The sequence below is a fragment of the Psychrobacter sp. TWR1-1-1 genome (assembly GCF_049895865.1).
Lineage (GTDB): Bacteria > Pseudomonadota > Gammaproteobacteria > Pseudomonadales > Moraxellaceae > Psychrobacter > Psychrobacter immobilis_A.
The window spans coordinates 1-14,792 of the sequence record NZ_JAFCTE010000002.1 but is presented as its reverse complement, the minus strand read 5'-3'; the positions used below and the strand labels follow the sequence as shown (position 1 = coordinate 14,792).

Below are 14,792 nucleotides of genomic sequence, written 5' to 3'. Positions count from 1 at the left end.
ATAACGGTCGAAAACGACTGCCTGTACAGGTGATAAGGGTCATCTTCCATAATGTGTGACACTCATGGTTAGTTTGACAAATAAGCAGAACGGTTGCAAGGTATCAAAAGCCATTCATAACAATATGCCTATATAGCGGTATACTTGCTCACCCATGATAAAATTTATTGACGAGGTGTGGTTTTGCATCTACTCGCTATTGGTATTGGTATTGGTATTGGTATTGGCCAATTTAAAACATGTTTTGATTTTGGCATAAACTTTTATTTTGGTATAAATAAAGGCATCACCGTCCAGATATCAGATAACGATATGACATTTAATCCTTGTAACCTTGTATGAAATATGGACAATAGCTACACGCGAGATACGACGCCAAAATACACCCTTCACCAAACCCTCTTATTGACCTGCTGCTATAAAGATAAGCAATCGGCGTTGTTGATTCGATGACGGATTTGGTGGCTGGTTTTTAAACCTATTATTTTATGAGACTACCATGAGCAATCTGCGCAATGCATCACAATACACCCACTATGATGTCATCATCATCGGCGCTGGCGCGTCAGGGCTATACTGTGCGCTCACAGCGGGTCGCCGTGGTCGCCGCGTACTGGTATTAGACCATGCCAATAAAGCGGGCAAAAAAATCCTCATGTCAGGTGGTGGACGCTGCAACTTTACCAATTATTATGTGGAGCCTGAGCACTTTATCGGTGCCAATCAACATTTCTGTAAATCCGCGCTCAGTCGTTATCCCAGCTGGGAATTTATTGGTATGGTGGCAGCACATAAGATCCCTTACCATGAGCGCGAACATGGTCAGCTGTTTTGTGATGATTCAGCGCAAGATATTTTGACCATGCTCCTCGCGGAATGTACGGCAGCTGGTGTACAAGTAAAGCTAAATGCGCAGATTGACAGTGTGCAAGCTATCGAAAACGGCAAGAACGCCAAATTTGAATTACTGACCAGCAAGCAGCTTAGCAAAAAAGAAAAGCAAGAGAGAAAAGAATCCGCCAATCAAACCAAACTGCCGCAAACAGGCTACCGCTGTGAGTCACTCGTGGTCGCCACGGGCGGACTGTCTATTCCAACGATGGGAGCCAGTGGTTTAGGATATGAATTGGCGCAGCAATTTGGGCACACGCTGATCGCAACCGATGCCAGCTTAGTGCCTTTTACCTTTACGGATAAAACGGGCGAGCTTATCCGATCTTTGGCTGGTATTAGTTTGCCAGTCATCGCTAGTAATGAGCGCATCTCTTTTAAATTGCCCATGTTGTTTACCCATCGCGGGCTGTCAGGCCCTGCTATGCTACAACTATCAAACTATTGGCACACTGGCGAGACCATTAGTATTAACCTGCTGCCAAATATCGACATGACAGCGCTGCTCCTTGCGCACAAAAAATCGCACCCAAAGCAACTGATTCGGACGGTCGTCGCGGATTATACCGATAGCGGCGATGACAGTAATAAGTTACCAAAAAAGCTGCTTGCCGCGCTACAAACGCACCTTTGGGACGATATCAAAGATACCGAACTTGCCAATATTAAAGATGAGCGGCTGACGGAGCTTGGCGCGACTTTGAATGGCTGGCAGCTCAAACCCTCTGGTACAGAAGGCTATCGTACCGCTGAGGTGACCCGCGGCGGCGTAAAAACTGATGAAGTCTCCTCAAAGACCATGCAAAGCAACATGCAGGAGGGCTTATACTTTATCGGTGAAGTGCTGGATGTTACTGGTTGGCTCGGCGGCTATAACTTCCAATGGGCATGGGCCAGTGGCTTTGTCTGCGGTGAAGTGGTTTAACCTCATTTAATCATAACGATTTGGCATTGTTTAATCATAAACAGTGCTTATCGGCAGTGCTTACAGATAGCAATTATAAACAGCACTTATAAACAGCACTTATAAACAGCACTTATAAACAGTGCTATGGTTAAATGCCCAACACACCCTAACGAGATATCTCTATTTTTATTCTACTTAAGTTGCCTTTTATCGACATTAGACCTTGATAAATTATTAAAATAAACACAATATAGGTAGCTATAAATGTAGCGTAACTTAACAGAACTTTTTTATTAAAAAATACGTTTTGTCTGACGAGGTAATAAATGCGTCCTATTAAAAATATTCATGGTGATAAAGCGCCGCACTGGGTAGGTGACGGCTTTTATGTAAAGACCTTAATCAACCATCTTGACGATAACCCTCATTTTAATTATAGCCATACCGACCCTTTTTTATTATTCGATTATGGCAAACCAACGACCTTTGATCCGAACCCCAATTATAAAACACAGCCGCATGGAGTCGGACAGCATCCACACAAAGGCTTTGAAACTGTCACTATCGCCTACGAAGGTGAAATCAGTCATGCCGATTCAGTGGGCGGGCAAGGGATTATTCAAAAAGGCGATGTGCAATGGATGACCGCAGGTCGTGGCATCATGCACGAAGAGTTTCATTCGGAGGCTTTCGGTCAACGTGGTGGCGTCTTTAGTATGGTGCAACTGTGGGTTAACTTGCCAAGTGTGCACAAACTGACCGACCCAAACTATCAAAGCATCAAACGGGCAGATCTGCCTATCGTTGAGCTGATCGACAGCAGCAACCCTGACCACCAAACGACGATTGGTAAGGCGGCTATCATTGCTGGTGCATGGCAAGAAATCACAGGCGCGGCAAATACCTTTACTCCGATTAACTTATGGAATATTGAGCTGCATACTGCGGGCGCGACGACGCTAAAAGTGCCCAACACCCACAATACGCTACTGCTGGTACAAGAAGGTGAACTACTGGTCAATGGTACGTCAGTCAGTGCTGGCAATTTGATTCAATTTGATGCGCCAACTCAGCACCACACTGATGGGCAAGTTGAGCAAAAACCGACTACCGATGCCATTGAACTGCATTATCCTGCTACCGAAAATGACGAGCAAGCACCAGTCAAGCTTTTACTATTAAGCGGCGAACCTATCGGCGAACCAGTCGCAGGTTATGGCCCCTTTGTAATGAATACCCAAGAAGAGCTCCGCCAAACGTTTCGGGATTACCAAACGGGCAACTTTGTTAAATAGTTAAAATACAGGCATCAAAAAGCCACCTGACGGTCTGCGTCAGGTGACTTTTTATTATGTGCTCATGTATCGGCTAACGCTGAGGATGTTTTTAACACACCTTAAGGTTAGCTAATCATAAGGGCAGCTGATCATCCATTATGCTTGGTTAAGGAATGGATAATCGGTATAGCCTTCATTGCCACCACCATAAAAACTCTCTGGATGCTGCTCATTGAGCGCCGCCCCTTCTCGGATACGCTCAACCAAATCAGGATTGGCGATATAATCACGGCCAAAAGCAACCGCATCGATATAGCCTTCCTTGATATTTTTCTCCGCTTTTTCAGCAGTATAGCCACCAGCAGCGATAATCATATTATCAAAAGCATCACGGACACGCTGACGGAATGCATCACTATAAGGCGTACCACCTGCCCAATCAGGCTCAGAGATATGCAAATACATCAGACCACGCTTGTTGATCTGTTCAACTAGCCAGATGTTTTCGTCTTCGTTGTAGCCTGCTTCTACATTGTTAAACGTGCCAAGTGGCGAGATACGAATACCCACATGATCAGCATCCCACGCATCAATACAAGCATCGATAACATCAAGAGTCAGACGCGCACGATTCTCACGGCTACCGCCATACTCATCATCACGCTGATTGGTTTGCTCAACCCAAAACTGATGCAATAGATAACCATGCGCACCATGAATCTCTACCCCATCAAAGCCTGCTTCTTTAGCATTTTTGGTCGCTTGGGCAAAATCAGCGATGACTTGCTTAATCTCATCAAGTGTCGCTGGACGTGGCGTGGTCGCTTCAACGCGAATGGCGTGGTTATTGCTATCACGCAATGACGTACGCACACCGACATGCACATCAGACGCTGAGATCGGCGCTTTGCCATCAGGCTGCACGCTTTCATGCGCGACCAATCCTGTGTGCCATAACTGCACCACAATCTTGCCACCTTTGGCATGGACATTATCAACGATGGTTTTCCACGCAGTGATTTGATCTTGGGTATGGATACCCGGCGCGCCAGCATAGCCTTTTGCCTGAAAAGATACCTGCGTCGCTTCAGTAATAACAAGCCCAGCACTCGCACGCTGTGAATAATACTCTCCAGCAAGTGCCGTCGGTACATCACCAGGTTCGATCGAACGCAGACGTGTCAACGGTGCCATGATGATGCGGTTTTTTAGGGTTTGCGTACCCATTTTTACGGGTTCAAATAAATTATCATGTGCCATAAAAAGCCTTATTTGTTGTTATAAAACCATAATGATTGGTTTGTTATTAATGAATAAATAGCGCGCTCGTTTTTTAATACGCTATTTATGAGCCGTAGTCTTTATAGGGGGCAAACATGATAATTCCAAGGAAAAATGACCAACAAAAATATCAACATGGCATGATATCGGTATTGATAATACTCATTATTCAACGCCTCTTATTAGCCTATTAAGCGAATAGCTTTAATCATTGAAAAACATAAATAGTAAAATAATATTATTTATCAATAACTTGTACTCATAACCTCTCAGTCAAAAGTCTACTTAGGGCGTGTTGAACGATGACCCAATCGAGATTTTTACAATTTGAGCATCTTTTTAATGGACAACTCTAAAGACAAGTAAGTGCCAAACAATATCACCATCGAGCCGATGATCGCAGGTGTGTCCAATGCTTCACCAAGCAATAAGTAACCCAATATAATCGCAAAAATCGGAATCACTAAAGTAATACTGGTCGCGCGCATAGGACCAATACTTTTTATCAATTGATTCATAAAAATCAAGGCAATGGCGGTTGAAAATACACCAATACAAATGACAGAAACCCAAGCAGTAAGGCTAATGTTTTTACCATATGGGAATTCGTAGACTGCTATCGGCAACATGATAATACTGGCAATGATGAGCGAACCTGCGGTAATAGCGACTGGTGAGACATTGTATAAGTAGTTTCTGGTGATATTGGCACCGACGGCATAACCGACACAGGCCAATAACGCATAGCCCATTGGTAGCAACCCTGAACTTGACTCAGCACCCTGCCCGCTACCGCCAAATAAGTTTTCACTCATCAAAATAATCACACCGATAACACCGATGACTAAACCGAGAATCTGTGTTTTTGACAGTCTGTCTTTAAAAAAGGTACTGGCGATGAAACCGCTCATCATCGGCACAGACGCATTAAGCACCGCCAACACCCCTGCGTTTACCGAGCGCGCTGAAAAGGCAAACAGGATAAAGGGAATAGCCGCAGAAAATAATCCAACCAGCGTCAACACTTTCCAATTATCCCGTATGCCCTCTCTATTTTTTGGGCTGATCAAAACAAAAACCAACATGGTCAGCCCAGCCAAGACCACACGAAGGCTCGCAAAAGCTAACGAGCCAAACTCAGGCACGCCGATACGATAAAAAATAAAAGACAGCGACCACATAAAGGATAAGGTGATAAAAATAATGAGGTCGCGGTTAGACATGGGGTGATCCTATCAAGCGTTAGACGATTGCTCCTTACTTATAAAATGGCTATTTATGAACTTCTCGTTATGAAATGATTGTTATCAATAAATTCATCATAAAAGCGCAGTTATAAAAGGCTCAGTCGTAAAAAGTATCGTGTGATAAAAAAACCTCGATGATAACTTTTTAATTGCTCGATTGATGTTGTATTTTCTGTATTTATCGCTGATTTCTTCTACAAATTCACTTTATCCAAAATAAAGTCAATATCCTTATCGCCGCGCCCTGACAAATTGACCAAAATCGTCTCATCCGCTGACATATCTTTGGCAATTTTCATCGCATAAGCGATGGCATGTGCTGACTCTAAAGCAGGAATGATACCCTCAAGGCGCGACAATGCCATAAAGGCTTCTAAACATTCTGCATCAGTCGCTGATTCATACGTAGCCAGTTTTAAATCTCGCAGATGCGAATGCTGTGGTCCAACCCCAGGATAATCAAGACCGGAGGCAATCGAATGTACAGGAGCTGGCTCGCCTTTTTCATCGAGCAGCACGTAACATTTAAACCCATGAATCTCGCCTTTCACACCGAGCGACATAGTGGCAGCATGATTGGGCGTATCTAAGCCTTTACCAGCAGGCTCGACGCCGATTTTCTGTACTCCCTTATCATCAAAAAAGCCGCTAAACATACCAATGGCATTAGAGCCGCCGCCAATACAAGCGACCACTTTATTGGGCAGCTTACCCGTCGTTGCTAAGAACTGCGCCCGCGCTTCATGTCCGACCACTGACTGAAAGTAGCTGACCATTTCAGGATATGGCGCAGGTCCCAGTGCCGAGCCAATCGCAAACATACTGGTATCAAGCTCATTCAAATAAGTCTCAAAGGCGCTATCGACCGCTTCTTTTAGCGTACCAGCACCACGCGAGACTGGTACGATATTGGCGCCCAAAATCTTCATCCGGCTGACGTTTGGATGCTCCTTTTTAATATCGACCACACCCATATGAATCTCACACTCTAAGCCCATCAAGGCCGCTGCGGTTGCCAATGCTACGCCATGTTGCCCCGCACCCGTCTCCGCAATTACCTTTTTTTTGCCTAATTTCTTGGCTAATAACACTTCACCCAAACAGTGATTAATCTTATGCGCGCCCGTATGGTTCAAATCCTCACGTTTAAAATAAATCTGTGCGCCGCCGCCATGCTGGGTCAAACGCTGCGCATGATAAATGGGACTTGGACGACCAACATAAGTCTCACGTAAGCGCTTCATCTCAGCGATAAAATCGTCATTTTTAATGATTTCACGAAAGCCTACTTCGATTTCTGCCATGGCTTTGGCAAGCTCAGGATGACCGATTTTGCCACCGAACTCTCCGTATAAGCCCTCGCTATTCGGCAAAATTGATTGATGTAATCCATAGCCAGCGGCGGTTTTTTGCATTGTCATAGTTAAGCCTTATTATTTTAAATGGAGTATTAGTATTAGCATTTTTGCCGAATTATTTAGCTTTTTTAAGGATAAGAATAGTGAATGTATTTGTGTTCTAGTACATTGAAACAAGATAATAAGCGAAATTCTCTATTCGGTCAAGTTTACACGTCACTCTAAAAATAATTGACTAAGTGACTGGCTAAGACATTGACTAAAAGCTGGCAAGAATAATCGTTGAATGAAAGCCCAATTTGCCTATAAGTATTACAGCGATCGTGTGACTGAAATAATAACGCAACCTATGTTTGCTAATATGATGCTCGCTTAACTTAGCGCACCTTTGCAGTCTAAAGCTAATATTATTTCATACGGGCTTTTTAGCTTAAATATCAAATTAGGATACACCATGCAACGACGCCAACTGATTAAAGCCATGGGTTTAAGCTTAGGCGCTATTAGCACCTCCGCTGCAGTGAGTGGTTGCCAAACGCTTGCCAAGCAGCCAAAGCTACCAAGCAAAATTACTCAAGCTGGGCATTTTTCTAATATCATCGTTGGTAGTGGCTATGGCGGTGCGGTATCGGCGCTGCGATTAAGCGAAAAAGGTCACAAGGTTTTAATCCTTGAGATGGGGATGCGCTGGGATAGAAGTCCCGAGCATGATACCTTTTGCAAAATGATTAACGCTGATAAACGCTCAAGCTGGTTTAGCAATATGCCAAACGCTCCTATTCCGATTCCAATCCCTATCAGAAAATATCCTGGGGTTTTAGACTTAATCGAATATGAGGATATGAAAGTCTTCGCAGGGCGTGCTTATGGTGGCGGCTCTATCGTCAATGGCGCAATTGCCATTCAGCCTAGACGCGCGCACTTTGAAGCGGTATTCCCGTGGATTAATGCTGATGAGATGTACGATACTTATTTTCCTCGTGCGATGAAGGAACTTAAAGTCAGTAAAATCCCCGAGTCGTTTTTTAATGAGTCCGAGCATTACGAATTCACTCGCGCTGCTGAACGCCAGGCGGCAAAAGCTGGACTTAAAACAGAATTCTTCGGTAACAGCTACGACTTTGACTATATGCAAAAAGAAGCCCGCGGCGAAGTTTATAAATCAGCACTCGGCGGTGAAGTCATCTACGGTAATAATGCGGGCAAGTTCTCACTGGATTTAACTTATTTGAAAGACGCTGAAGCCACAGGCAATGTCACGGTCAAAACCTTGCGCAAAGTCAATAGCATTCAAGCGCTCGATAACGACCAACTGCGTTTAGAAGTGCATGTCATCAATAAAACTGGCGGCGTGGATGAAGTGGAGCATTACACTTGCGATAAGCTCTTCCTTAATGCAGGCAGTACGGGAACCTCAGAGTTACTGCTTAAAAGCCAAGCGGAGGGCAAGCTTACTAAGCTAAACGAGCATATCGGACAACATTGGGGACCCAACGGTAACATCATGACGGGACGCAATTTCGTCCACGCGGCTGGCACTACCCAATCCACCATTCCGGTCAAAGGTATCAATATGTGGGATGGCGATAGAGACGGCTCGAAGTACAAAATCTTTGCCGAACTCGCGCCATTACCGTTAGGACTTGAGACTTGGACGACGCTCTATCTCGCCATCACTGACAACCCAGAACGCGGCAACTATTACTTTGACAAAGCGAGCAAAACCGTCAAACTAAACTGGAAACGCGAGCAAAATGAGTACTCAGTAAATGCTGCCAAAGAGCTGATCGAAAAACTCGCCAAAGTAAATGGCGGCTCTACTTCAAGCTTATTGTTCACCAAAGGCTTCGGCGATAATTTCTGCTATCACCCACTTGGTGGCTGCGTACTTGGCAAAGCGACTGATGAGTTCGGTCGCGTCAAAGGGCATAAAAATATCTACGTGCAAGATGGCGCGTTAATCCCCGGTAGCGCTGGGGTCAATCCGTATGTGTTTATCACCGGACTTGCCGAGCGTAATATGGCGGCTATTTTGAAGGAAGATTTTTCTTTATAAAAGATAAACTTAAAATTACATATAAAAAAGGCGTCACTATATTTTTGAAAATAGATAGTGACACCTATAAATTTTACAGCTTATTACTTCTGATTTAATAAACTGGATTTTTAAGCAGCAAGTTCCATTCGTTGCTCCAGAATCGATAAGCTCTGACGGTATTCAGTTGCATCAGCAGCCATCGTCCAATGAGCCTCTAGCCCAGCACTCTCTACATAGTCACGAATGTCTTGTAATGTAATTTCAAAAAACTCTTTACGACTATTGACCTTGTTAACCGATGCTAAATCGAAATAACTGTGTAATTCTTTTTCTAGGGCCGGTGCATCTTCGCTATAAATCATAGCGTGTACATCAAAAACAAATGGTACAGATGCACTCGATAATTCCTTAACACGATCTAAGGGTTCTAGTCGACGAGTCATGCCAATTTTATAAATATCTTCACCAAAACTACCGACATTGCTAATAATATATACATGCCCTCGTCTAGTTTGCTGTGCCATTGACAAAGAACGTTCTTTACGCGACTCTGCTTCTACTAATCTCTCAGTAAGCTCTTGCAGTTGGAACTCATATTGCTGTTTTTGTTCGGCAGACGCATACGCTAATTCTTTACGTACTTTATTCATGGCTTCTCTTACCATCTGCTCGTCTCTCTTAGCCTCTTTTAAGGCTTGCTGTATTTCACGATCAGCTGCTTCTTCTTCACGCATTTGAGCGTTAATATCACGCTGTTCCTCAGCTTCAGCAATTTTTTGGTATTTATATTGATAATACACAGTGCATTCTTGCATCTTCAATTCTACATAGTCCAAAGAGATACCAATCTCTAAGCTAATTAAGCGCTTCTCCAACTTCTCTGCAAGTTTCTCTATTCTAGTTAATACGGCTTCATAATTGTTACTGTTTATCTTGCTAATTAAATAGTCACTTTCGCTATTGAAAGCAAGAATCAATAAGTTACCTTGATTTTTTACTAAGCTTTTGTCGTATGTGGCATTACCTGTTATCTCTATATGATCTGGATACGTATATGCTGTAGCATGTCGAAGCATTATTTTTTGCTCTTCTCGAATAGATTTAAGCTTTTGATTATATGCTTTGCTAGTTGCTTCCCCATAAGCAGGTAATGGATAAAAGCCGTAATCTACATAGCTTTTCATGTCTGTATAAAGCGATAGCTCACTCTTTAGCTCTTCAAGTTGAGCTTCCAAATCTGATAAATTTTTCTGTTTATCAGGAGGTTGGCTAAATGCTCGTTCTATAGTCTGTCGACTAGCTTCCATACGTTGTAGATCGTTAGTTTTATTCTCTAATTGATTCAGCAATCTTTGTTTTTGTTCTATATCTACATTTAGTTTCTCTATCTCCTTATTAGCCTTCGACAACTCATCTTTTACAACATCAAGCTTTGCATACCATTGAGTGAACTGCTTTTTAATAGCATTGAGTGAACCTAGACTATGGGTGAAACGCTTGTGTGCAACAATAAAGCCAAGTATAAATGTAATCGTAGAAACAACGATAAAAACACTAATATCAATCCCTGTCATAAAACCATCTCCAAATCTAATAGCCTTTCTTTGAGCTGCTCACGCGCCTCAGCTCGCATTGCTAGCGCTATTTTTCCGCGCTCAACAACTTCCTTTCGATACTCTTTTTCAGCTTTAATTTCTTCGCGTTTATAAGCCTTTTCTTGTTGAATACGCTGCCTTTCTAACTCTTTATTTCTCTGACTCTCTTCTCTTAACCTAGTTTTTTCTTGTCGCAACCTTGCCGTGCGAACTCGCTTTGCTTGGCGTTCTTGTTCACGTTGAACCTTTTGATAACCTCTAATTGCCTTTTTAGCAATCGGAATAAATTTTATTTTTGCCATAAGCTAACCCTGATTCAATCTACTTTTGTACATTGTAGCAACTCGGGTAGCTTAGTTCCTATATTTCGTAGAAAACATTTGCACAACCTATATAAGTTAACCCCAAAACAATCCTACCTACCACATAGCCATTGAATTCCAATCTCGCATCGGCAACAATGTCATTATCTATTTATAACGTTCAATATAAAAAACCATTCGAAAAAAAGGACAAATAATGAAATTGCGCATCTTAAAATCTGCCGTGACCAACCCTTGGTTTAACCTTGCGACCGAAGATTGGATATTTAACACGCTCGATGCAGACTCGCACACGCTATTCTTATGGCGCAATAGCGAGACCGTGGTCATTGGGCGCTCGCAAAACCCATGGGTGGAATGCAGAATCGATAAGATGGAAGCCGACGATGTGTTTTTGGCGCGGCGTCAGAGTGGCGGTGGCGCGGTGTTTCATGATTTAGGTAATACCAACTTTACCTTTTTATCACCCAAAGACGACTACGACCAAGACGCGAACTTTACCATTATCATTAATGCGCTAAAAAATTTAGGCATAGACGCGGATTTATCTGGTCGTAACGACATGCAAGTCGGTGATAAGAAAATATCAGGCAGCGCCTTTAAACATGCGGCTGATCGTAGCTTTCATCATGGTACGTTACTCGTAAATGCCAACATGCAAAAGCTGGGCGATTATCTCAATCCGCATCCGCTGAAACTGAAAGCCAAAGGCATCAAGTCCGTACGTTCTCGTGTCGCCAATTTGGTTGAGTTTAATGCAGACATCAATCACGAGATCTTATCCGATGCGATTATCGAGGCCTTTTGTGAATATTATCGTGACACTGATTATGGCGACACTACGCCAGTCGAAGAATTGGATGAAGCCACACTTGCAAAAGAGCCGTCATTAAAAAAATACTATCAACAAATGGCAGATTGGGATTGGCGCTTTGGTAAGACACCTGAATTCAGCCATCATATTGAGACGCGCTTTGATTGGGGCATTATTGACTTGCACCTTGATGTGAAGCAAGCAGTGATACGCGATGTGGTTATTTTCTCTGATGCGCTAAATGTTGAATTAATTGAGCTATTAAAAAACACGCTGACTGACGCTAAATACAATAAAGTCGACATCAAAACAAAGCTTGATGAATTAGGTAGAGCGCATACTGAGTTGGCAGCACAAATTGATGATGTGTCTAAATGGCTGACTGGTGAGATGGAAGGTTAGATTTTTGCTTGTTATTGATAATTAGTAAAGAGTCTCAATTTCTTATTGACGTCAATATTTCAATCGCCTTTATACTTTGTACAGATTAGGCTTGCTGTCTAGGTCACACCCTTAGACAAACTTAAGTTTGATATTTTACGCTTTAGCCATCTATAATGTGATGCAAATAATAGATCCGCTATAAAAGTTCAAACTTTAAACGTTTAAGTAAGGTAGCACTATGGCAGCCTATATCACCGTCGGCGCAAAGACCTCTCACGGTGGGACGGTCATCTCCGGCTCACCGCACACCACTCATAACGGCATCTCTGTCGCGCGTAAAGGCGATAAAGTCATCTGTAAAAAATGCAAAAAGGTGACCACCATTCTTAGTGGTGATGCCTCTTTTATCATTGATGGCGCACCCATTGCTCGCGGCGGTGATGTGACCAGCTGCGGCGCTAAGCTGATTGCGATTCAGCAGTCATTTGCGGAGTCTGACTTTGAGGTGGGCAGTATTGCGCAGGCAGCGCCTTTGCAGTTTGCGAAGTCGGAGCCTGATGCTTTATTTGGGAATAGCTTTGTAGAGGATGATGAGGAGCCTACTGAAGATGACTATGTCATTACTAATTTAGGTGATGACGTTGATAAAATTGCAGCTGACTCACCTACGTTGCAGGAAAATATCAAAGATTTGCAAGAAGCAGATTGGAACATAATGTATGGTCCTGATTCTGGAGGAACATATACTAATTATGAAGATAGAGAAATAGTAGTTTCTGAATATTATAGAGATAAGCCAGCCATGGCTATGCATGCGCTCACTCATGAGGTAGGTCATGCTACCTATCAAGGAGAGATCGACATATCAAGTAGAGATGCTTATATTGATAGCAAGCTAAAAGGAGAAGGAGGCGCTGCGATTTACAGTGTCATGATCAGAGAAGAGTTACTAGATAATGGTGCCATAGATATTATGAAACCGCATAGTGATCCAAGTGAGCTTAAAACTCTTGTATCAGCATATGAGAAATATGGTGATGATCATAGCGCTTGGAGTGAAGCGGGAAAAGTATATGGAAATCGTAAGACATCTACTACAGGTGAAAAATATAACGACTTTTACGGTCACCGTTATGATGAATATGAGAACGAAGGCAATTTGAATGAGCTGCTATTGAATTTTTAAAAATATTATTTACTTCAGTAAAATAAATTTTTACTAATAATAGTAGTTTATTAAAAAATATAGGTTGATACTTGTGACTAACGATAAAACAAAAAAAATTATTAGAAATATTTTACTATTAAGTACAATAATGTTTTATTGCACAACTGCCCACTCATCTATTACTATGAACAATGCATCCCATATAGATATTGATAGCTTAAATGAAGAAAAACGAATGCTTTTTAACACAATTGACTATTTTTCAAATAACTACCCCTATTCAATTCATCAAGTTGAAAATTTCTATAACCATCAGTTTCAATTAATTGAAGTAGCGCATGGTCTTAATAATTTTTTTGAAATTTCTCAGGACACAAACGAGCATCCTTTTATTCAGGACATAGACTTAAGGGTAAGTGATATAAATAGTAAGTTGCTTATTATTGATTTAAAAAACCCTATCTGCTTCAATAGTTCTGAATATAATAAATTAATATCTGATTACAAAAAATCTTATAACAGTCACTTTCAATCATACTACCGCGTTTTAGATAAAAAGAACGATATAGGAAAAGTTGTTCTGACCAATAGGTTAGTTATTGTTGGTATAAAAGATCACATAAGAGGCTACAGCTCCTCCTCAAATCAAAGCAACAACTCAAATCAAAGCAACAACTCAAAACCTTTAAAAATAATCAGTGATTTAGAGAAAGAAAATAATAGTCGATGTATTACTAACTTAACATTTAATATATTTGATTCGATAAAACCAAAACGTTATGGTCGTTACATTAGAAAATAAACGATAGATGGTTCTGTGGTTTTATACTCAATGATACATAGCGCCCAGAATAGCTTAAATATCAGGGACACATCTACCCAAGTCTGGCTTTAAATATAAAGCTTTTATCAGAGGTAGTAAGCTCCGGCACACCACACACCACACACCACACACCACACACCACATATAACGGCATCCCAGTCGCGCGTAAAGGCGATAAAGTTATCTGTAAAAAATGCAAAAAGGTCACCACTATTGTTAGTGGTGATGCCTCCTTTATTGTCGATGGTGCGCCTATTGCTCGCGGCGGCGATGTCACTAGCTGCAGTGCTAAGCTGATTGCTAGTCAGCAGTCATTTGTAGAGTCTGACTTTGAGGTGGGCAGTATTGCACAGGCAGCACCTTTGCAGTTTGCGAAGTCTGAGCCTGATGCTTTATTTGGGAATGGCTTTGCGAGCACTAAAGGTTTATATATAGATTTAAAAGATAATAAGAGTACAGTTTACGATAGTGGTATTGATGATAGTAAGTTTTCAGTTTTCGGTAAAGACTGTATACAAGCTTTTAATGAGATTAAATCTACCCCGCAAGGGCAACATATAATCTCTGTGAACCGCCCCGACTTTATCGGAGGCTTATTTACTTGAGTCAGGCAGCAACACCTGACAGGATTAAATTATCATAATACTGCTTTTCAAACTCAAAAGGTGACACATAACCAATCGTGC

The 14,792-nt window shown here is 42.0% G+C and carries 12 protein-coding genes and 1 pseudogene; 8 read left to right on the top strand and 5 right to left on the bottom strand.

Going from position 1 to position 14,792, the window contains the following annotated elements; translation table 11 throughout:
• Nucleotides 1-499: 499 nt before the first annotated feature.
• Together ACP69U_RS02150 and ACP69U_RS02145 are read left to right on the top strand one after the other, a co-directional pair.
• The gene (locus ACP69U_RS02150) at nucleotides 500-1,816 is read left to right on the top strand and encodes an NAD(P)/FAD-dependent oxidoreductase (protein ID WP_201501872.1); all 1,317 of its coding nucleotides are present in this window, start codon (nucleotides 500-502) and stop codon (nucleotides 1,814-1,816) included.
• 308 nt (nucleotides 1,817-2,124) lie between these two features.
• The gene (locus ACP69U_RS02145; protein WP_426137694.1) at nucleotides 2,125-3,093 is read left to right on the top strand and encodes a pirin family protein; all 969 of its coding nucleotides are present in this window, start codon (nucleotides 2,125-2,127) and stop codon (nucleotides 3,091-3,093) included.
• Between the two features lie 138 nt (nucleotides 3,094-3,231).
• Here ACP69U_RS02145 and ACP69U_RS02140 read toward each other — a convergent pair whose 3' ends face one another.
• The 3 genes from ACP69U_RS02140 to trpB form a co-directional block, all read right to left on the bottom strand.
• The gene (locus ACP69U_RS02140; protein WP_109591129.1) at nucleotides 3,232-4,335 is read right to left on the bottom strand and encodes an alkene reductase; all 1,104 of its coding nucleotides are present in this window, start codon (nucleotides 4,333-4,335) and stop codon (nucleotides 3,232-3,234) included.
• A gap of 341 nt (nucleotides 4,336-4,676) precedes the next feature.
• Nucleotides 4,677-5,579, bottom strand: coding sequence for a DMT family transporter (locus ACP69U_RS02135; protein WP_426137693.1), 903 nt, complete (start codon nucleotides 5,577-5,579; stop codon nucleotides 4,677-4,679).
• Between the two features lie 218 nt (nucleotides 5,580-5,797).
• The gene (gene trpB, locus ACP69U_RS02130) at nucleotides 5,798-7,024 is read right to left on the bottom strand and encodes a tryptophan synthase subunit beta (protein ID WP_426137692.1); all 1,227 of its coding nucleotides are present in this window, start codon (nucleotides 7,022-7,024) and stop codon (nucleotides 5,798-5,800) included.
• 391 nt (nucleotides 7,025-7,415) lie between these two features.
• On the opposite strand from trpB, the gene ACP69U_RS02125 reads away from it, so the two are divergent.
• Complete coding sequence (locus ACP69U_RS02125; RefSeq protein WP_314885201.1) at nucleotides 7,416-9,017, top strand: GMC oxidoreductase; 1,602 nt, start codon at nucleotides 7,416-7,418, stop codon at nucleotides 9,015-9,017.
• Nucleotides 9,018-9,127: 110 nt separating this feature from the next.
• On the opposite strand, the gene ACP69U_RS02120 is transcribed toward ACP69U_RS02125, so the two are convergent.
• Nucleotides 9,128-10,573, bottom strand: coding sequence for a DUF4041 domain-containing protein (locus ACP69U_RS02120; protein ID WP_426137691.1), 1,446 nt, complete (start codon nucleotides 10,571-10,573; stop codon nucleotides 9,128-9,130).
• A complete protein-coding gene (locus ACP69U_RS02115; RefSeq protein WP_238050004.1) occupies nucleotides 10,570-10,896 on the bottom strand; it encodes a hypothetical protein in 327 nt (108 codons plus the stop codon). Before ACP69U_RS02115 ends, ACP69U_RS02120 begins: the two co-directional genes overlap by 4 nt.
• Nucleotides 10,897-11,113: 217 nt before the next feature.
• Here ACP69U_RS02115 and ACP69U_RS02110 point away from each other — a divergent pair, with 217 nt between their 5' ends.
• From ACP69U_RS02110 to ACP69U_RS02090, 5 genes and pseudogenes are all read left to right on the top strand, one after another.
• Nucleotides 11,114-12,133, top strand: a complete 1,020-nt coding sequence (locus tag ACP69U_RS02110) for a lipoate--protein ligase (RefSeq protein WP_426137690.1) — start codon at nucleotides 11,114-11,116, stop codon at nucleotides 12,131-12,133.
• Between the two features lie 220 nt (nucleotides 12,134-12,353).
• The gene (locus ACP69U_RS02105) at nucleotides 12,354-13,301 is read left to right on the top strand and encodes a PAAR domain-containing protein (RefSeq protein WP_426137689.1); all 948 of its coding nucleotides are present in this window, start codon (nucleotides 12,354-12,356) and stop codon (nucleotides 13,299-13,301) included.
• A gap of 73 nt (nucleotides 13,302-13,374) precedes the next feature.
• Nucleotides 13,375-14,085 carry a hypothetical protein gene (locus ACP69U_RS02100; RefSeq protein ID WP_198330769.1) on the top strand — a complete coding sequence of 237 codons (711 nt, stop codon included), beginning with the start codon at nucleotides 13,375-13,377 and terminating at the stop codon, nucleotides 14,083-14,085.
• A gap of 71 nt (nucleotides 14,086-14,156) precedes the next feature.
• Nucleotides 14,157-14,396, top strand: a pseudogene (locus ACP69U_RS02095) (PAAR domain-containing protein); the annotation flags it as partial.
• Nucleotides 14,397-14,441: 45 nt separating this feature from the next.
• Nucleotides 14,442-14,711: a hypothetical protein gene (locus ACP69U_RS02090; protein WP_426137688.1), complete on the top strand. Its 270-nt coding sequence runs from the start codon at nucleotides 14,442-14,444 to the stop codon at nucleotides 14,709-14,711.
• The last annotated feature ends 81 nt before the right edge of the window (nucleotides 14,712-14,792 follow it).